19 protein-coding genes are annotated in these 18,403 nt (G+C 64.3%); 12 read left to right on the forward strand and 7 right to left on the reverse strand.

What is annotated here, in order from left to right:
• Window positions 1-140 precede the first annotated feature (140 nt).
• The 8 genes from PQ627_RS03420 (at window position 141) to PQ627_RS03455 (ending at window position 9,831) form a co-directional block, all read left to right on the forward strand.
• A complete protein-coding gene (locus PQ627_RS03420; RefSeq protein WP_274258404.1) occupies window positions 141-2,846 on the forward strand; it encodes an AMP-binding protein in 2,706 nt (901 codons plus the stop codon).
• A gap of 76 nt (window positions 2,847-2,922) precedes the next feature.
• A complete protein-coding gene (gene mscL / locus PQ627_RS03425) occupies window positions 2,923-3,369 on the forward strand; it encodes a large conductance mechanosensitive channel protein MscL (protein WP_274258405.1) in 447 nt (148 codons plus the stop codon).
• A gap of 68 nt (window positions 3,370-3,437) precedes the next feature.
• Complete coding sequence (locus tag PQ627_RS03430) at window positions 3,438-4,316, forward strand: amino acid-binding protein (RefSeq protein WP_274258407.1); 879 nt, start codon at window positions 3,438-3,440, stop codon at window positions 4,314-4,316.
• 403 nt (window positions 4,317-4,719) lie between these two features.
• The gene (locus PQ627_RS03435; RefSeq protein ID WP_274258409.1) at window positions 4,720-6,060 is read left to right on the forward strand and encodes an MFS transporter; all 1,341 of its coding nucleotides are present in this window, start codon (window positions 4,720-4,722) and stop codon (window positions 6,058-6,060) included.
• A 98-nt stretch (window positions 6,061-6,158) separates the two neighbouring features.
• Window positions 6,159-6,839: a GntR family transcriptional regulator gene (locus tag PQ627_RS03440; RefSeq protein WP_274258410.1), complete on the forward strand. Its 681-nt coding sequence runs from the start codon at window positions 6,159-6,161 to the stop codon at window positions 6,837-6,839.
• Window positions 6,836-7,645 carry an aspartate/glutamate racemase family protein gene (locus PQ627_RS03445; RefSeq protein WP_274258411.1) on the forward strand — a complete coding sequence of 270 codons (810 nt, stop codon included), beginning with the start codon at window positions 6,836-6,838 and terminating at the stop codon, window positions 7,643-7,645. Before PQ627_RS03440 ends, PQ627_RS03445 begins: the two co-directional genes overlap by 4 nt.
• A gap of 25 nt (window positions 7,646-7,670) precedes the next feature.
• Window positions 7,671-9,095 carry an amidohydrolase family protein gene (locus tag PQ627_RS03450; RefSeq protein WP_274258412.1) on the forward strand — a complete coding sequence of 475 codons (1,425 nt, stop codon included), beginning with the start codon at window positions 7,671-7,673 and terminating at the stop codon, window positions 9,093-9,095.
• Window positions 9,096-9,105: 10 nt separating this feature from the next.
• Entirely contained in the window at window positions 9,106-9,831 is a 726-nt protein-coding gene (locus PQ627_RS03455; RefSeq protein ID WP_274258413.1) for a maleate cis-trans isomerase family protein, read from the forward strand.
• Window positions 9,832-9,873: 42 nt separating this feature from the next.
• On the opposite strand, the gene PQ627_RS03460 is transcribed toward PQ627_RS03455, so the two are convergent.
• From PQ627_RS03460 to PQ627_RS03480, 5 genes are all read right to left on the reverse strand, one after another.
• Window positions 9,874-10,221 (reverse strand): hypothetical protein, encoded by a 348-nt coding sequence (locus PQ627_RS03460; RefSeq protein WP_274258414.1) that lies wholly within the window; start codon window positions 10,219-10,221, stop codon window positions 9,874-9,876.
• A gap of 119 nt (window positions 10,222-10,340) precedes the next feature.
• The gene (locus PQ627_RS03465; RefSeq protein WP_260842400.1) at window positions 10,341-10,595 is read right to left on the reverse strand and encodes a hypothetical protein; all 255 of its coding nucleotides are present in this window, start codon (window positions 10,593-10,595) and stop codon (window positions 10,341-10,343) included.
• Window positions 10,596-10,705: 110 nt separating this feature from the next.
• Window positions 10,706-12,079: an NAD(P)(+) transhydrogenase (Re/Si-specific) subunit beta gene (locus tag PQ627_RS03470; RefSeq protein WP_274258417.1), complete on the reverse strand. Its 1,374-nt coding sequence runs from the start codon at window positions 12,077-12,079 to the stop codon at window positions 10,706-10,708.
• Window positions 12,076-12,417: an NAD(P) transhydrogenase subunit alpha gene (locus tag PQ627_RS03475; protein WP_274258419.1), complete on the reverse strand. Its 342-nt coding sequence runs from the start codon at window positions 12,415-12,417 to the stop codon at window positions 12,076-12,078. The genes PQ627_RS03470 and PQ627_RS03475 overlap by 4 nt, the downstream gene beginning before the upstream one ends.
• The gene (locus tag PQ627_RS03480; RefSeq protein ID WP_274258421.1) at window positions 12,417-13,604 is read right to left on the reverse strand and encodes a Re/Si-specific NAD(P)(+) transhydrogenase subunit alpha; all 1,188 of its coding nucleotides are present in this window, start codon (window positions 13,602-13,604) and stop codon (window positions 12,417-12,419) included. Before PQ627_RS03480 ends, PQ627_RS03475 begins: the two co-directional genes overlap by 1 nt.
• Window positions 13,605-13,783: 179 nt before the next feature.
• Here PQ627_RS03480 and PQ627_RS03485 point away from each other — a divergent pair, with 179 nt between their 5' ends.
• Window positions 13,784-14,395, forward strand: a complete 612-nt coding sequence (locus PQ627_RS03485) for an NADPH-dependent FMN reductase (RefSeq protein WP_144660664.1) — start codon at window positions 13,784-13,786, stop codon at window positions 14,393-14,395.
• A 121-nt stretch (window positions 14,396-14,516) separates the two neighbouring features.
• Window positions 14,517-14,924: a hypothetical protein gene (locus PQ627_RS03490; RefSeq protein WP_274258424.1), complete on the forward strand. Its 408-nt coding sequence runs from the start codon at window positions 14,517-14,519 to the stop codon at window positions 14,922-14,924.
• On the opposite strand, the gene PQ627_RS03495 is transcribed toward PQ627_RS03490, so the two are convergent.
• Together PQ627_RS03495 and PQ627_RS03500 are read right to left on the reverse strand one after the other, a co-directional pair.
• Window positions 14,921-15,601, reverse strand: coding sequence for an HAD family hydrolase (locus tag PQ627_RS03495; protein ID WP_274258426.1), 681 nt, complete (start codon window positions 15,599-15,601; stop codon window positions 14,921-14,923). The two genes, PQ627_RS03490 and PQ627_RS03495, sit on opposite strands and share 4 nt — an antisense overlap.
• Window positions 15,591-15,872 (reverse strand): hypothetical protein, encoded by a 282-nt coding sequence (locus PQ627_RS03500; RefSeq protein WP_274258429.1) that lies wholly within the window; start codon window positions 15,870-15,872, stop codon window positions 15,591-15,593. The genes PQ627_RS03495 and PQ627_RS03500 overlap by 11 nt, the downstream gene beginning before the upstream one ends.
• Window positions 15,873-15,986: 114 nt before the next feature.
• On the opposite strand from PQ627_RS03500, the gene PQ627_RS03505 reads away from it, so the two are divergent.
• Window positions 15,987-16,631 (forward strand): NADPH-dependent F420 reductase, encoded by a 645-nt coding sequence (locus PQ627_RS03505; RefSeq protein WP_274258430.1) that lies wholly within the window; start codon window positions 15,987-15,989, stop codon window positions 16,629-16,631.
• A gap of 120 nt (window positions 16,632-16,751) precedes the next feature.
• Complete coding sequence (locus PQ627_RS03510) at window positions 16,752-18,329, forward strand: phytoene desaturase family protein (protein ID WP_274258433.1); 1,578 nt, start codon at window positions 16,752-16,754, stop codon at window positions 18,327-18,329.
• Window positions 18,330-18,403: the final 74 nt, after the last annotated feature.

Below are 18,403 nucleotides of genomic sequence, written 5' to 3' on the forward strand. Positions count from 1 at the left end.
AGCGTCTGCTGATACCAATCCCTCTCTCACATCCCACCGGCCAGTCTCGATCCCTCGCTCACATCACACCAACGTCATCTTCCCGCCCCCCGCGCAAATCCATTTGAGTTAGGTTAGCCATACCTTCTAACTTTTTCCGGGTGAGTATTCAGCCCGATGTGGCCGGAGTAGCCTTTGCCGCGCGATTGGCATCGTTTGGAGACCGGCCCGCAGTACGCCTGGCAGCCGAAACAGTGACCTACGCGCAGTTGGCGGTTCGGATCGAGGAGATGGCCAGGTCCTTTGGCGATGGCCGGCGCCTTATCGCCCTCGAAGCAGAAAACACGTTGCCTTCCCTCACCGTGTACCTTGCGGCTCTGGCATCCGGACAACCGCTGCTGATCCTCCCCTCCGGTGGCGGGCAGGCTGCGGAAGCGCTGATCTCGGCCTATGAGCCGGATATCGTCGCACGGTCGGTGGATGGAGGCGTCTCGCTGGACGTGCGCCGGGAGCACAGCGGCCACGAACTCCATCCCGACCTCGCATTATTGCTCAGCACTTCCGGTTCAACGGGCGCCCCGAAGCTGGTGCGCATCTCGGCAGGGTCGATCCAGGCTAACGCGGCCGCCATCGCCCAGTACCTGCACCTCCGCCCGGAAGACAGGGCAGCAACGACGCTTCCGTTGTCCTACTGCTACGGCATGAGCGTCGTGAACAGCCATCTCCTGGTGGGGGCGTCGATAGCGCTTACCGATCTGTCCGTGGTGGATCCGTGCTTCTGGGATCTGATGCGGCGCGAATCCGTGACCTCGTTCGCCGCCGTTCCCTACACCTTCGATCTTCTGGAGCGTGTGGGCTTCGACCGCATGGACCTGCCCAGCCTGCGGTACATCACCCAGGCCGGAGGGCGTTTGGCGCCGGAACGGGTACGCTCGTACACCCAGCTCGGACAGGAACACGGCTGGGATCTCTTCGTCATGTACGGCCAGACCGAAGCGACGGCCCGGATGGCGTACCTCCCTCCGGATGAGGCCGAGGAGCATCCCCAGGCCATCGGCGTCCCCATTCCCGGGGGATCCTTCCGGCTGGAACCTGTCCCGGGGTTGGACGATTGCGAACTGGTCTACTCCGGGCCAAACGTCATGCTGGGCTACGCCGAACACCCGGCGGACCTCGCCCGGGGCCGGGAGATCACCGAGCTGCACACAGGCGACCTCGCCCGACTCGCGCCTGGTGGGCTCTACGAAATCATTGGCCGGCGCAGCCGCTTCGTCAAGATTGTGGGGCTGCGGATCGACCTGGGGCAGGTCGAGCGGATCCTCCAGGATCTCGGCGTGACAGCGGCCGTGGCCGGGACCGACGTCGGACTCGTCGCCGCCGTCGAAGGTAACCACGAGCTCCCGCTCCTGGCCAAAACGCTCGCGCACGATCTCGGCGTCCCGAGGTCGGCCCTGGAGCTGCGCCGCGTGGAAGCGATTCCCCGCCTGGCCAACGGAAAAACGGACTACCAGGCCATTCTCGCCCTCGCCACGGCGGATGCCGACGCGCCTCCGGGAGCGACCACCCCGACTGGGGAGAAGCACGACGGCGGCGGCGTACGTTCCGCCGCGGCTTCACCGGACGATGCGCGCAGGATCTTCATCGATGTCCTGGAACGGGCAGACGTGGCGGATACGGACACTTTCGTTTCCTTGGGCGGAGATTCGCTGTCTTACGTCGCGGCCTCGGTCAGGCTGGAGCGTTCCCTCGGCTACCTCCCCCACGGATGGCACCTGATGCCCGTCTGCGAACTGACGCCAACCGTCGAACGCGAACGCAGTGGTGCCGCCGGAACGAACGGCGTCCACCCTAAGAAAAAGCCCAATGCCGGGTCCAGCGTCAAGGAACCCCAGGCTTCAACCGGCCCTGGACGAAAACGGCGTCCCAAAAAGCTCACGGCCCGCATGGAAACCGGAATCGTCCTTCGCGCCGTTGCCATCATCTTCATCGTCTCCTCCCACGTTGGGTTGTTCCGTTGGGAAGGGACCGCGCATGTCCTGATTGCCGTGGCCGGCTACAACTTTGCCCGTTTCCAGTTGGCGGGAGCACGTCGTGAACGGTTAAGGCGCCACATCAAGACTGTCGCGCGCATCGCGTTACCCAGCATCGTGGTGATCAGCGTGGCCTTCACGGTGACTGACGATTACGGCTGGCACAACATTTTCCTGCTCAACACCTTGGTGGGTCCGCAGGGTTGGACCGACATGTCACGGTTCTGGTTCATCGAGATCCTGGTTCACATCCTCCTGGGCATGGCTGCCCTCCTGGCCATTCCGGCGTTGGACAGGGCCCAGCGACGGTGGCCCTGGCTGCTCCCCTTGGCGCTTGGGGGCGTGGACCTGCTGCAACGCTTCGACGTCGTTGAGCTGCCGTATCCCGGCCAAGGTCCGGTGCTGTGGCTCTTCACGCTCGGCTGGGTGGCCGCGTTGTCCCGGACGTGGCGGCAACGCGCGGCCACCACAGTGGCGGCCTTCCTGACCATCCCCGGGTTCTTCACCAGCGAGCCACGCAGCGCGACAGTCCTGGTTGGCTTCCTGGTGCTTCTATGGGTAGCCACGCTGCCTGTGCCACGGGGTTTGCGTCGGCTGACAGCACTCCTGGCCAGTTCCTCCCTGTACATCTACGTGACGCACTGGCTCGTCTATCCGCTGATCGTCGATGGCAATTCCGGCCCGGCACCTGAGGCCACCCTCGGCCTGGCCGTCGCGGCATCGCTTGCGGCGGGCATCGGCTATTGGGCGCTGGTCACCAAAGTCATGGGCGCCGCGGAAAGGTGGCTGGGCCGCCGTCGTCAGCTTCCCAGGCGATCGCAGCGGCAACCGGCGTGACATCCCGCTGATACGCGGGAATGGTAGTTTGAACTCTGCTCGAGCCATACGCCCCGTACCGACCAGAGGACACTCCATGTTTAAGGGTTTCAAGGACTTCATTCTCCGCGGCAACGTGATCGAACTGGCCATCGCGGTCGTCATCGGCAGTGCCTTCACGGCACTGGTAGCCGCTTTCACGAACAACATCATCAATCCGGTGATCGCCGCGGCCGGTGGCGTCAACGCGGACGGGCTGGGCTTCCGGATCTGGCCGGACAAAGAGGCTACGTTCGTCAACATCGGGGCAGTCCTTACGGCCTTGGTGACCTTCCTGATCACCGCCGCCGTTGTCTACTTCATCTTCGTGGCGCCCATGAACAAGATCAACTCCATGGTCAAGGACCGCCTGGCCACTGCGGAGCCCGAGGAAGAGCCTATTCCGGCCGACACCGCTCTCCTGGCCGAGATCCGCGACCTCCTCAAGGACGCCGCAGACGCCCGCGGCGCCAACCGCGACCTGGACGAGGACCCGATCCGCTAAGCAGCACCGCCGCGAGACCGTGACGCAGGAGCAACGCAGACGAAACACCCGGACGGCAGCATGGGTTCATGAAGCCCAATGCGAGCTCTCCCGTCACCGCCGACCTCTTGTGCGAGGTCTGCGGCCAGCTGCCTGAACCTCCCAAGGCCCGGCTCACCCTGGCCAACATCGCCGTCATGCTGCCCATCGAGCTGTTGGTGCACGCGGCAGTGGTGGAGACCCATCTGCCCTATGTGGCCAAGGTCCTGCTCCTGACCGTCACTGCGACTGTCCTGGTGATCTGGGTGGCCGAACCGTCTGCCGCCAAAGTGTTGCGGCGTTGGCTGCATGCCCCGGCGCTCAAACACCGCCGCAAGCTGCAGACAGCTCCCGCTCTCTGGCGTGCCCGGACCCTGCTGCGCGACCAACCGGGTTCCCTGCAAAAGATCACACAGTCCCTCGCGCGGCTGGAAACGAACATCCTCAGCATCCACGTCCACCCCATGGATGGCGCGGGACTCCCCGGCAGCGTGATGGATGAGTTCGTCCTGTCCGCGCCGGGGCAGCCCACCGAGCAGGAACTGCTTCAGGCAATGCACGACGGCGGCGGGCGTGAGTCCCATGTCTGGCCCACCACTGCGCTGGCCATGGCGGACGGACAGACCAAAGCCCTCAGCCTCGCGGCCCGGATCGCCGGCAATCCGCAGGAACTGCCTTTGGCCGTCGCCGAACTCCTGTCCGCCAAAGTGGTGCCTACAGGTACTGAACACCGGGCGCTCGAGGTGAGCACCGGCGTCGAGCGTTCTGCAGACATCCTGAAGATTCCTACCGCCTGGCATGGCCCACTCTTGTTTTCCCGTCCCGGCGAACCTTTCACGCCGGCAGAGTCGGCGCGGGCGCATAGATTGGCCGAACTGGCTGAGATTCTGGCATACAGCCCGGGGGTCGGAAAGTCCGCCACGGGCTAGCGGTATCCCAAGCGCCGAGTCACTTCCCGAAATCCTGAGCAAAGCCCCGCCTTCCCTTCGCGGGATGGCCGGGTTTTCCCATGTCAAGGCCCTGCCGAGAGGTCTCAAGTGCGCGGCAACAGGTTCTTAGGCCCGCCTCGGTCACATTCTGCTGAGACGATCTGTATACCAAACCCCTTGACAGTGCTTCCCGTCACATCTAACTTTGACTTTGGGATCCCAAAACGGGATCCCAAAAGATCCACTACCGGCTGCGGCCCGGCTCAATCATCGGGCAGGGACCGCAACAGTTGCCGCCGGCACGGGTCAGGCTGCAGCGGCATCCCGCCCGGCTCATCCCCCCAAAAGCCCCAAAAAGCCCTAAAGACATTCCCACCCGTTGACTCCTACTGAAGGAGAAGCTGTGTCTCTCGAAAACACCCAATTGGCAACCCAGGACAGCGAGCAACAACCCGGCAAGGACGGCGTGCAGCGCCGCACGAACGTCCGCTGGAAGCTCTTCATCCTGTTGTTGGTCCTGGTCGCGGTCAATTACATCGACCGGGGTTCCATCTCCGTGGCACTCCCCATCATCCAAAAAGAATTCAACCTGGCTCCCGAACTCGTCGGCCTGCTCCTCTCTGCCTTCTTTTGGACCTACGCCCTCATGCAGATCCCTGTCGGCTGGCTGATCGACAAGTTCGGCCCCCGCAAGGTGGTCACGGCGTCCTGCATCGGCTGGGGCGCGGCAACGGCCGCCTCCGGTTTCGCCGGAGGCTTCCTGAGCATGTTCATCGCCCGCTTGGGCATCGGCGTCACCGAAGCTGGCGTCATGCCCGCCGGCGGCAAACTCAACGCCATCTGGATGCACAAGAAGGAACGGGGCCGCGGCGCCACGATCCTTGACGCAGGCGCTCCCCTCGGCGCAGGCCTTGGCGGCATCCTCATCACCTGGCTGATCGCTTCCACCGGAAGCTGGCGCATGTCGTTCATCATCGCCGGCGCAGCCACCATCCTCATGGGCCTGGCCGTCTGGTGGTACATCCGCGACAATCCCCGCCAGCACAAGGGCGTCAACGACGCCGAAGCGGACTACATCGAGGCTTCCCACGCCGAGGAAGACGCAGAAGCCGCCCGCGAAGGCGCCCAGGGCAAGCGCGCACTCCTGCCTTACCTGAAGTTCCGCTCCTTCTGGGCCATGTGCTTCGGCTGGCTCGGCTTCAACGGCGTGTTCTACGGCCTGCTGACGTGGGGCCCGCTTTACCTGGCGCAGGCAAAGGGTTTCGACCTGAAGACCATCGGCTGGTCCACGTTCGTGATCTTCGGCGCCGGGTTCGTCGGTGAAATCCTCGGTGGAACCATTGCGGACAAGTGGCGTGCCGCCGGCGCTTCGGCCAACAAGGTCATGCGTACACTGCTGGGCATTTCCAGCGTCGTAGTGGTGGGCGGACTGGTTGGCGTCACCATCGTCGCAGACCCGATCACCGCCGTCGTGCTTCTTTCGGTAGTCCTGTTCTTCCTCCGCTGGGTCGGCCTGTTCTGGTCCATCCCGTCCATCCTGGGCGGCCGCACCAACGCCGGCGTCCTCGGTGGGGCAATGAACTTCAGCGGCAACATTGCCGGGTTCATCACTCCGATTGTGGTAGGCCTGATTGTCGGGGCAACCGGCTCCTACACCTGGGCATTGATCTACTTTGTTGGGTCCGCGGTAGTCATGGGCGTCTCCGTCCTGGCCCTGGATTACAACAAGCGGCTCCCGGTCTGACTCGCACTCACCGGGCCGGCCGAGGGTCCTGAACCACCCAACGCCGGACACCGCCGGGCCGGGCGCATCGCCTTACACATCACGGAAATGGAGCAGACATGCTGACCGCAGAAGACACGAACACCACGGACCGCCCCCTCCGGGAATCCGTGCGCGACACGCTCCGTACCCGGATCTTCGAAGGCCACTATGCGCCCGGCACCCGGCTGGTGGAGCGGGACCTCGCCGCAGAGTTCAACGTCTCCCGCCTCCCCATCCGCGAAGCCCTCCGGATGCTCCGGCAGGAAGGGCTCATCCGGGACCGCTCGGGGCGGGGCACCGAAGTGAGCGGCCTGAGCCCCAAGGATGTGGAGGACTTGTTCGATGTCCGCCAATCCCTGGAAGTCCTGGCCTGCCGGCTCGCCGCGAAGCGCGCCACGCCGGAGGACCTCCAACACCTTGCCGGGCTGCTCGATCAGGCCGAGCACTTCCTCGCCAAGGGGTCCATCCTGGAAGCCCACCGCGCCAACAGCGAATTCCACGATGCCATCACCGGCATCGCCAACAACGATTTTCTCCGCTCCGCGCTCGAACCCCTCCAAGGCCGCATGCACTGGCTGTTCCGCCACGTCAGCGACCTCCCGGAACTGATCCGCGAACACCGCGAACTCTACGCAGCGATCGCCAGCGGTGACGCCGACCGCGCTGCCGCCCAATCGGCGTCGCACGTTGGCAAGTACCGCGACCAGTTCCCCGAGGACTACAGCGCCACGGAGCCCCAGCTACGGAAGAAACCATGAAACTCCTGGTCATCAACCCCAACATCAGCGACGACGTCACGGCGCTCATCGAAGCCGAAGCCCTCCGTTCCGCCAGTGCGGACACCGAGCTGATCGTCCGGACCGCCGGGCACGGCGTCGAGTACATCGAGACGCGCTTCGAGTCACTCATCGCCGCGGGCGCGGTTGCGGAGTTGATCGCCGAATACGCGCACGACGGCGGCACATCAGCTGCGCACGCCGGCGCCGGTCCCGCCGTGGACGGCATAGTGGTGGCCGCCTTCGGCGACCCGGGCATGCCCGCGTTGAAGGAACTCGTGGACATCCCGGTCATCGGGATCACTGAGGCCGCCCTGTGCGCAGCCGCGTTGCAGGGCCAGCGTTTCTCCATCATTGCCATCTCGGACCGCATCCAGGCCTGGTACCGCGATTGCGTGGAGCGCTTCGGCTTCGGCGGCCGCCTCGCGTCCATCCGTTCCATCAATCAGTCCCTCAACTCGATCGGCTCGGTCCAGGCGGACTTCAAGGAAACGCTCCTGGCACTGAGCCGGCGGGCCGTCGCAGAGGACGGCGCCGACGTCGTGATCCTGGCCGGTGCGCCGCTCGCGGGGCTGGCCCGTGAGCTCGAAGGCCAGATCCCCGTGCCCGTGGTGGACGGTATCTCCGCCGGTGTGCGCATGGCCGAAGCCGTGGTGTCGCTGAATTCCGGCGTCCACCGTGGTGGTTCGTTCGCGGCCCCGCCGGTGAAGACACGACGCGGCCTCTCCGCCAACCTCGACGCCGCGCTGACGGCCGCGCAATCGGCCCAGCTCTCGCCCACCGCCTAAGACACTTCAGAAAAGGAGGACGATGATGTCCCAACTCCCAGACCTCGTGATCGCCAGCGGCACCGTGGTGAACAGTTTCGGGCGGCAGGCCGCCCATGTGATCGTCGACGCCGGCAAGGTCACCGCGCTGATTGATGCATCGGAACCCATACCTTTGGCTGCTCGGACCATTGACGCTGCCGGCATGCTGGTCATCCCCGGCGGCGTGGACGGACACTGCCATGTAGCCCAGGTAACCGGCCGTTTCCGAACCCTGGACGATTACAACATCTCCTCCACAGCTGCTTTGTGGGGCGGAACCACCACCATCATCGACTTCGGCATCCCCCGCGATGCCCAGGAAACCCCGCTGGATGCAGCCCTCAACAAGAAGCGCCTCGCCGCCGAATCCCGCTGCGATGTTGCCCTGCACGGCTCGGTGATCTCGTGGGACGAGACCGTGCCCTGGCAACTGGAACAGTTGGCTGCCGAGGGTATCCGGTCAGTAAAGATGTACACCACCAACCGCGGATCCACCATGGCGGACAACGACACCATCCTGAAGGTCATGCGCGAGATGGTGCGGCTGGACGGCCTGACCTACATCCACGCCGAGCACGACGCCATCATCAGCGACTGCACGGAAGAGCACGCCGCGGACGGACTGATCGGGATCGAGCATCTGCACCGCACGCGGCCCGAGCTCGCCGAGGAGATTTCCGTGAAGGAGACCCTGGCCATGGCCGAGTACACGGGAGCCCCTGTGTACTTCGTGCACCAGTCCACGCCCGGCGCGGTGGATCTGGTTTCTGAGGCCCGAACGCGCGGAATGGAGGCGTATTCCGAGACGTGCCCGCACTACCTCACCCTGGACGACACGGTCTACGGCTCAACTTTCCCTGAATGGTATGCCTGCTGCCCGCCCATGCGCAGCGCCGAAACTGTAGCTGCGTTGAAAGACCGCCTGGCTGCCGGTGCCATCCACACCGTGTCCTCGGACCACTCCTGCTACGACCTCTCCCAGAAACGCGAGCGCACCGATGACATCCGGTTCATGCCCCACGGCTTGCCCGGCGTCGAGACCCGCATGCCCGTTACATTCACTGCCCTGGTCACCGAGGCCGGAGGTTCGGTGGAGGACTTCGTTGAGGTCTTCTCGGCGGGTCCAGCCCGCATCAACGCGCTCCCTTCCAAGGGCGCAATCGTGGAGGGCTTCGACGCGGACCTGGTGATCTTCGATCCCGCCGCACAGCGAACCGTCGACGGCGGTGCGCTGCACATGGGGACTGATTTCTCACCTTTCGAAGGGAAGACGCTGAACGGTTGGCCCGCCGTCGTGGTTTCCTCCGGACGCGTGGTCCTCGATACCGAGGGCTTCCACGATCCCGGCCCCGTGGGCCGTTTCGTCTCGCGGAACGGTTTCACCGCGCACCGCGATGCCCTTTCCGCACCCATTTCCGCTTCTGTCTAAGGAGTCCCTCATGCCTACCCTTGAACGACCCACCCGCATCGGCATGATTGTGCCGTCCTCCAACACCTGCCTGGAACCGCAGACGTACCGGATCCTCGGCGAGCGCCGGGACGTCACCGTCCATTCCACGCGTATCCCTGTCACCCGTATTGCCCTGGATGATTCCTCGGACAAGCAATTCGATGCCACCGTGATGCGCGACGCGGCCGAACTCCTCGCCACCGCGAATGTGGATGTCATCGCCTGGAACGGGACGTCCGGCTCCTGGCTTGGAGCGGGTCACGACCACGCCATTGTCCGCGAAATCACCGAAGCCACTGGCATCCCCGCAACCACCTCGACGCTTGCCTATCTGGCAGCATTTGGGGCGTTCAGCACCGAGCGGATTGGGCTGTTCACCCCGTACACCTCCGACGTGAATGACGCCGTGATCGCTTCCTACGACCGCGAGGGCATCAAGACGATCGACCACAGGCACCTGGATCTCAGCGACAACGAGTCCTTCGCCCGGGTGACGGACCAGGAGATGCTGCCCGGTTCACTCGAACTGGCCGCATCGCATCCTGACGCCTTGGTGTACCTCTGCACCAATCTGTACGGCGCCAACATCACGGCGGAGGTGGAGGCCCGCACCGGAGTACCCGTTCTCGATTCCGTGGCGGTCACCCTCTGGCATGCCCTGAAGCTGGCCGGGGCACCGCTGCTGGACCCGAAGTGGGGCCGGCTGCTGGCTTGATGGAAGGGCGGGACGTCCTCGGGCTACCCGGTGTGGATCGGCTCAGTCCTTGTCGATAAGCTCAAGCAGCTTGCCCAGGGCGTCCCGGATGTCGTCGTAGTCGTTTTGACCGGCCCGGCTTTCCGCAGAGATGACTCCACAACGGTGGATCTTCTTGAAGTCGCCGATCGGGAACTTGTAGTGGCCCTTTTGGTCGTCGGGGTGTTCGTCGTCGACACCGAGGTACCACTTGCTGTAGTCAGCGAAATCGTGCTTGTCCAGGAAGGCGTTCTCCTCTTTGGTGGAGGGTGCGTGCTCGCTCCAGTCATCACGTTCGTCCTTGACAGCCTTGCCGTCGCGGATCAGGTGCTTTGCGTTCTCGAATGCCTTCTTGTTGAGTTTTACGGTCATTTTCTCAACCCTCGATTCGGAGTGCATTGGTAAAAGGACAGGATGCTTCTTAACTTTCACCATATGCCGATGGCCACCCCTCCGAAAGGTCGCCACCCGCAGGAAGCAATAGCCCAGCCCTATTTGAGGAGCCGCACCCTGATACCCGTGCCCCGCTCCTTCAGGACCATCCGGCGGCCGATGGGCCCTTTCTGCCGAAGCCACAGGACATTGCCATCAAAGGTCACTGCGTCCACGATGCCCTCGTCCACGATCTCCTTTCCCCGGAGGATCTGGACAGTTTGGCCCGCGAGCAACTTCCAGTCGGACACCCGTTTTCCGGCAGCCCGGTCAAAACGCGCCCCGAACAGCGAATTGTTCCCACCCTCTTGCAACGGATTACTCCTCGCGTCTACAAAACCCTTTACAGAAGGTGTGCCGCCAAGGCGGAAATTCTGACGCGATTCCCCCACTTATTTAATTTATGTCCACAACTTAATAGGCTTCACAGCGCCTTCACCGCACCAAGCACCTTGGTCAGGGAGTCCTTGGCATCGCCGAACAACAACGTCGTTTGGGGTTCGTACAGGAGATCGTTCTCGATGCCGGCGAAGCCGGGGCGCATGGAACGCTTGAGGAACACCACTTGCCGGGCATCGGCGACCTCCAGGATGGGCATCCCGTAGATGGGCGAGCCCGAAGTGGTCTTGGCCGCGGGATTCACGACGTCGTTGGCTCCCACCACCAGGGCGACATCGGCGGTCTTGAATTCGGAGTTGATGTCGCCCATCTCCTTCAGCGACTCGTATGGCACATTCGCCTCCGCCAGCAGCACGTTCATATGCCCCGGCATGCGTCCGGCCACAGGATGGATGGCGAAATCCACTTCAGTTCCGCGGGATTCCAGGGCCAAGGCAAGCTCTGCTGCCGTGTGCTGCCCCTGCGCCACGGCCAGTCCGTAGCCAGGCACGATGATCACCCGCTGCGCATAGCCCAGAAGCACCGCCACGTCCTCTGCGCTGGACGAGCGCACTGGACGCTCGCTCACCGCGGTGGATCCCGCCGTCGAACCTCCCTTGAAGGCGCCAAACAGGATGCCGGCGACGCTGCGGCCCATGGCCGCCGCCATGGCCCGGGTGAGGATGGTGCCCGAGGCGCCCACCAACGTTCCGGCGACCACAAGCAGCACATTCCCCAGCACCAAGCCCGAAGCGGCCACGGCCAGGCCGGTAAAAGCGTTGAGCAGCGAGATGACGATCGGCACATCGGCGCCGCCCACCGGAAGGACCAAAAGGACACCAGCCACGAGTCCCAGCAGCAGCAACACGAAAGCCCAGCCTGGCGCTCCGCTGGCAATAACCACCACACCGGCAGCAACAGCCGCCAGCAACACCACAGCCATCAGCACCGGAAGCCCCGGAAAGGTGACAGGCCGCGTGGTCATGATCCCCTGCAGCTTGGCAAAAGTGACCGCCGAGCCGGCGAACGACACCGCGCCAACCAGCAACGTGAACACAATGGCCAGGCGGACCCAAGAGTCCTCCGTGTGGGGTAACTCAAGCAGCGCCACCAATGCTGCGGCACCGCCACCCACCCCATTGAACAAAGCCACAAGCTGCGGCATCTGGGTCATTTGCACACGTCGCGCCACCGGCGCCGCAATCCCGGAGCCCACCACGATCGCCCCGAGGATCCACGGAATGTTGTCCAGTTTCACGGACAGGAAGACTGTCAGCACAGCCACCAGCGCCCCGAATGCGCCAATCAGGTTGCCGCTGCGCGCGGTTTTCGGCGAGCTGAGCCCCTTCAGCGCGAGGATGAAACACACCGCCGCGGCCAGATACAGCAGGGCGGTCCACGTCGGGTTCAGGAGCGTCACGGTCGGCGCCCCTCTGTTGCCCGGCCTGCCTTCCCCGCCGTGTTAACGTCCGACGGCGGTCGCTGCCTTCCGTGAAACATCTCCAGCATGCGGTCGGTCACCACGAAGCCACCCACGAGGTTGGCCGTCGCAAGGACGACAGCCAGGAGCGCCACCGCCAAAACCCACGGCCCGGAAGCCTGCCCCGCCACGATGATTGCGCCCACCAGGATGATTCCGTGGATGGCGTTGGCCCCGGACATCAGGGGCGTGTGCAGGGTGCTGGAGACCTTGGAGACCACCTCGAATCCCACGAACACCGCCAGCACTGTGATCGTCAGCAAGCTCAGGCCATCCATCAGTGTGCTCCTTCCGGTCCATGTACTTCCCCGGCCGTCTCCCCGGCGAGCGCCGCGAGAGCTTCCGCCGTGGGCGCGTGCCGGATGACGCCGTCGTGCGTTAAGCAGGTGCCTGACACCACTTCGTCGTCGAAATCAAGGGCGACCACCCCGTCCTTCGTGATGAGCGCAAGCAGGTTGGAGACGTTCTTGGCGAAGAGACGGGAGGCATCGGCGGGCATGGCGGACGCGGGATCCTTGAGGCCGACCAGAGTGATGGTGCCTTGGCCGTCGGCGGTGGGAATGTGCTGGTCCTGCCCAGGAATGACTCCCTCCACGTTGCCGCCGGACTCCGCAGCGAGGTCCACCACCACGGACCCGGCGCGCATGCCCTGCACCATTTCACGGCTCACCAGCAGGGGCGCCCGTCGGCCGGGGACTGCTGCGGTGGTGATGAGGACGTCGGCCTGGGCTACGTGCGGCGCGAGGAGTGCCCGTTGCAACGCACCCCGGTCGGCACTGAGTTCGCGGGCATACCCTCCGGAGGCTTCGGCGGTTTCGAGGTCGAGTTTGATGAAGGTGCCACCCATTGACGCGACCTCGTCGGCCGAGGCTGGTCTGATGTCGTTGGCGGAGACGCGGGCCCCGAGGCGCTTGGCAGTGCCGATCGCCTGCAGCCCGGCCACGCCCGCGCCCAAAACCAGCACGCGGGCCGGCGGGATGGTCCCCGCGGCGGTCATGTACAGGGGAAAGAACCGGGGCAGCCGCATCGCCGCTTCGAGAACGCATCGGTAGCCGGCAACGAGGGCCTGCGAGGTCAGCGCATCCATGGACTGTGCCCGGGAAATGCGGGGCACCAGCTCAAGCGCGAACGACGTGATGCCCCCTGCGGCGAGCGCGCGCACGGTAGGCAACTCCGACGACGGCGACCCCAACCCTACGGTGACGGCGCCCCGGCGGAGGGCTCCCGCCGTCGTCGGATCCATGGGACGGACGTGGCAGTAGATGTCGAGCGTGCCGAGGTCCAGGGAAGGAACGACGACGGCCCCGGCGTTTTGGTAGTCGGCGTCGCTGTGACCGGAGGCGACGCCGGCACCGGACTCGATCTCGACGTCGAGTCCCAGCCCGGTCAGCTGCTTGACCGTTTCCGGCGTGGCCGCCACCCGCCGCTCGCCGTCGAGCGCCTCGCGTGCAATGCCTGCTTTCAACGCCGCCCCTCTCCGGAACCGACCAGAACGTGGTTGCCACGAGTTTATGCACGCGGGCGGGGCGGCGATAGGGGCTGCGCTCCGCGCACATGTCCACTAGGGTCGGTTGGAGCGGGTCAACCCGCAACAACACCGTCGACGAGCCGGTTCCGGCCGTGCCGTCGGAAAGGAACGCCGCTATGGACACTTTCAAAATCGGTTATTTCGTTGGAAGCCTTGCCAGCAATTCGATCAATCGGACCCTCTCCAAAGCGCTGATCAGCGTGGCACCGCCTGAACTTGAGTTCCATGAGATCGAAATCAAGGACCTTCCGCTCTACAGCTCGGACTACGACGCCGACTTCCCGCCAGCAGGCAAGGCATTGAAGGATGCAATCGCAGCCTCGGACGGCATATTGTTCATCTCCCCGGAATACAACCGTTCCATCCCGGGCGCCCTGAAAAACGCGATCGACTGGGGGTCGCGGCCCTGGGGAACCAATTCTTTCGCCCGCAAACCTACCGGAATCATCGGCGCTTCGCCGGGCGGCATCGGCACGGCGGTGATGCAGTCCTCCATGCGCAGCGTCCTGAGCTTCCTTGACGCTCCGCAGCTGAACGCGCCGGAGGCCTACATCCGCTTCGTCGCAGACGCTTACGACGCCGACGGTTCCGTCCGCGATGAAGGCACCGCTGCGCTGTTGCGGCACTACATGGAGGAGTACAGCGCGTTCGTCCAGCGTGTCCTTGCGGCCAACGCACCTGGCCATATTGGCGACCAGGAGCCGGACGCGGACAAGCTGAACCGGTAGTCCGGGCACGGGTGCCGCCTTTTGCGATGGCGGCACCCCCGGAACATCCACAGCGCCAATTTAGTCAGTATGCTTACGAGTATGAGGATTCGCGAACACGCCCCCTACTCAGGAGATACCGATGCTTCGTAAATTAGCCACGACCACCCTTGCCTTGTCCCTCTTCACCGGGTTCATGGCATCCACCGCCGTCGCAGCCAACGCCACGACCCCAACGGCCGTCCAGGCGCAGGGCCACGTCGGTGCCACCACGGCGACCCCGACGCCGGAGCCCAGCAACCCCTCCGGCCCGTCAACGCAGAAGCCCACCAACCCCGCCCCCTCCTCGGGAGCCCCAAGCACGCCCAACCCGGCCGGCAGCGGACCCGCCAACCCGGGAACCGGAGAATCCGATCCCCAGGAGCAGAACCGCACCAGCGCCGTGCCGTGGGTCCTGGCGGGTGTCGCGGCCGTAATCATCCTCGCGCTGATCATCTGGACCCTGCGGAACCGCCGGGGCCGCGACAAGGGGATCAGCGACGAACGCTAGGTCAGCTTTCCAAGAAGGCTGCCTTCGAGGTTTTCCAGCAGGTGCCGCGGATTGTCATAGACCTCCGCGGCACCCGCATCGCGCAACTCTGCCGCACTGATTCCGCCGCAGGTCAGGGCAATCACGGGTATTCCGATGGCGGCACCGGCTTTGACATCCCAGACCGCGTCGCCAACAAACACCACGTCCTTCGGCGTCAGCCTGAGCTTCTCAAGGCACGCCTCCAGGATGTCGGGAGCAGGCTTGCTCTCCTTGGCATCGTTGGAACTGGTCCACGCATCAATGGAGGAACCGGCGTCGAGCAGCTTTCGACTGACCTCCAAGTCGCGGTCCTGCGCCGAGGACGCCAGCCCGACGGCCAAGCCGGCTTCCGAGCATGCAGCCAAAAGGTCCCGGGCGGCGTCGAAAGTCCGCAAGGCAGGCCAGAACGTCGAGAAGACCGCACTGTGCGAGGATTTCAAGGCTTCCTGAAGCTCCTCCGTGGAGTCAGGAACCAGGCTCTGGATGAGCCGGTCGCCGCCCATGCCTACGCAGCGGTGGATTGCCGACATTTCGACGTCGAACCCCTCGCGCCGGAAGGCCTGCCACCACGCCATGGCATGGAAATAACTCGAATCAATCAGCGTGCCGTCCACGTCGAACAGAACGCCGCGCGTCTTTGCCGATTCACTGCTCACAGCTGACCACCTTCGATTGCTTCCGTGTACCCTGGTCCGCCAGCGCGGAATCGATTGCGGGCTCCTCCAACATCAACACGGCGTACCGTTCAGCGGAGCCGGTCTGAAGGAGGCCAGTGCCTGCTACTTCGCGAATGGCAGCCACCCCTCCCACAGCCTCATCCACTGAGGAAAACCGCCTGGACAGACCCATCAAGGTATCTGCGCCGTCCACCATCAAAACCCGGTATCCCCCATCAGGCGTTTCCACCAGTTCCAAGCGCCCGGCCATCACTACCTCCTCGTGTTCGATGAAAAACAGCTTAGTAAGACTACTTAGTATAAGCCCCTGGAAATAATCCGTAACGCGGGAAATAGGCGCCTGCAACTTCTTGTTGGCGTGGATATGACAACAATCGGAATTATCGGCGCAGGACACATTGGCAGCCAGGTTGCACGCAAGGCAGTGGAACTTGGCTACGACGTCGTGATCAGCAACTCACGAGGTCCCGAAACTCTCGACGGGCTGGTAGCGGAACTGGGGCCGCGGGCCCGCGCCGCGACGGCAGCCGAGACAGCAGCGGCAGGCGATTTCGCCGTCGTCACCGTACCCCTCAAGAACTACCGCGACATCCCGGCAGAACCACTTGAGGGCAAAGTGGTCATCGACACGAACAACTATTACTGGGAGCGCGACGGCCGCATCCCGGAGCTCGACAACGGCGAAGCCACCACGTCCGGGCTGCTCCAGAAGCACCTCCCCACCTCCAAGGTGGCCAAGGGCTTCAACCACATCTACGCAAAGGACATCACCACGGACGGCACCCCCGCCGGAACCGACAACCGACGCGCCCTGGCCACCGCGAGCGACTTCCCGGAGGCCGCCGAACTCGTCACCAGGCTTTACGACGAATTCGGCTTCGACACCGTCAACATCGGCCCCCTGGCGGAGAGCTGGCGCGTAGAGCGCGACCGTCCGGCCTACGTCATCCGGCAGAACGCCGACGAACTCCGGGAGAACCTCGCCAAAGCGACACGCACCATCCAGTAACGCACGACGGCGGGCAGGCGGCTTACGCTTGCCCGCCGCCTTTTCCTCGCGAGCCCAAGTGTTTCTTACGTCAAAAACCAGTTTCAATAAGCAGTGGCAATGCATGGCTACCCTCATGCCATGGAAAAAACACAGTTTGATGTCGTCATTGTCGGCGGTGGCCACAACGGCCTGACAGCCGCGGCCTACCTCGCGCGCGCCGGCAAGAGCGTCGCCGTCCTGGAGCGGGAAGACCACTTCGGCGGGGCCGCTGTTTCCGCGGCCGCCTTCAAAGGCGTGGATGCCCGCCTGTCCCGCTACTCCTATCTGGTCAGCCTGTTTCCGCAGCGGATCGTCCGCGAACTGGGACTCCAGATCGATCTCGCCCGCAGGCGCTACTCGTCCTACACACCCAACCCGGCAAACCCCGGAACCGGGCTGCTCATCGATGGGGCCGATCCCGTGGCAAGCCGGGCCTCCTTTGCCCGCGTCTCCGATGACGCTGCCGCGGACTTTGATGCACTCGAGGGTCTTTATGCCGAGACCGGAAAACTGGCCCAAGCCCTCTTCCCCACGGTCTGCGATCCCCTTCCTACCCGCTCGGAAGCCCGGGAACTTGTTGGCGACGACGAACTGTGGAACGCCTACATCGAAAACCCCCTGGGCCAGGCCATCTCGGAACGATTGAACCACCCGCTGGTCAAAGGCCTGGTGGCAACCGATGCGCTCATCGGAACCTTCACGTCACTGGATGACCCATCGCTCGATGCCAACCGCTGCTTCCTCTACCACGTCATCGGGAACGGAACCGGTGACTGGGATATCCCCCTGGGAGGCATGGGCTCGGTCTCCAAGGAGCTTGAGCGGGTGGCCCGGGAGGCCGGTGCCACCTTGATTTCCGGCGCGACAGTCACCGCCATATCCGACGACGGCGAAGTCCAGTTCCAGCGTGGTGGCGAATCGCATGCTTTCGGCGGTGAGCGCGTGCTGTCCAATGTGTCACCGTGGGTGCTGCAGGGCCTGTTGGGTGGCTCCCCCGCTGCAGGCAGCGCCCCGGAAGGCGCGCAAATCAAGGTCAACCTGCTCCTGCGCCGCCTGCCGAAGCTCCGGGATGAGTCGGTGGCCCCGGAAGCGGCTTTCGGCGGCACGTTCCATATCAACGAGGACTATGGACAGTTGGAGGATGCCTACCAGGCAGCGTTGGAGGGTGCCATCCCGGACCCGTTGCCCTGCGAAATCTACTGCCACTCCCTGACCGATCCCAGCATCCTCTCCGACGAGCTCGTCCAGGCCGGAGCACAGACCCTGACCATTTTTGGGCTGCACACTCCCCACCGGCTGGTCACCGAGGAGAACAACGGGCAGTTGCGGGCTGAACTGCTCGCCGCAGTGCTGGCTTCCCTCAACTCCGTCCTGGCCGAACCCATTGAGGATTTGCTGCTGACAGACGCTGATGGAAATCCCTGCGTCGAGGCAAAGACCACCCTGGACCTGGAACACGCACTGAACATGTCCGGAGGAAACATCTTCCACGGGAGCCTGCAGTGGCCCTTCCTGGAAGACGATGAACCGCGCAGTTCGCCGGCCGAACGGTGGGGAGTGGCCACGGGACACCCCCGGGTCTTCCTGTGCGGCGCAGGGGCGCGGCGGGGCGGGGGCGTCAGTGGGCTCGGTGGACACAACGCTGCGATGGCCGTCCTTGAAGATCCAACCGCCTGAACCGTGTCACGAATTGGGTAGCTGACGCACTTTATGAGTGGCTGCCTCCCCGGAAGCCCAGCGCATGGGGCAAC

This window comes from Paenarthrobacter sp. AB444, assembly GCF_028736865.1.
GTDB classification, from domain to species: domain Bacteria; phylum Actinomycetota; class Actinomycetes; order Actinomycetales; family Micrococcaceae; genus Arthrobacter; species Arthrobacter nicotinovorans_B.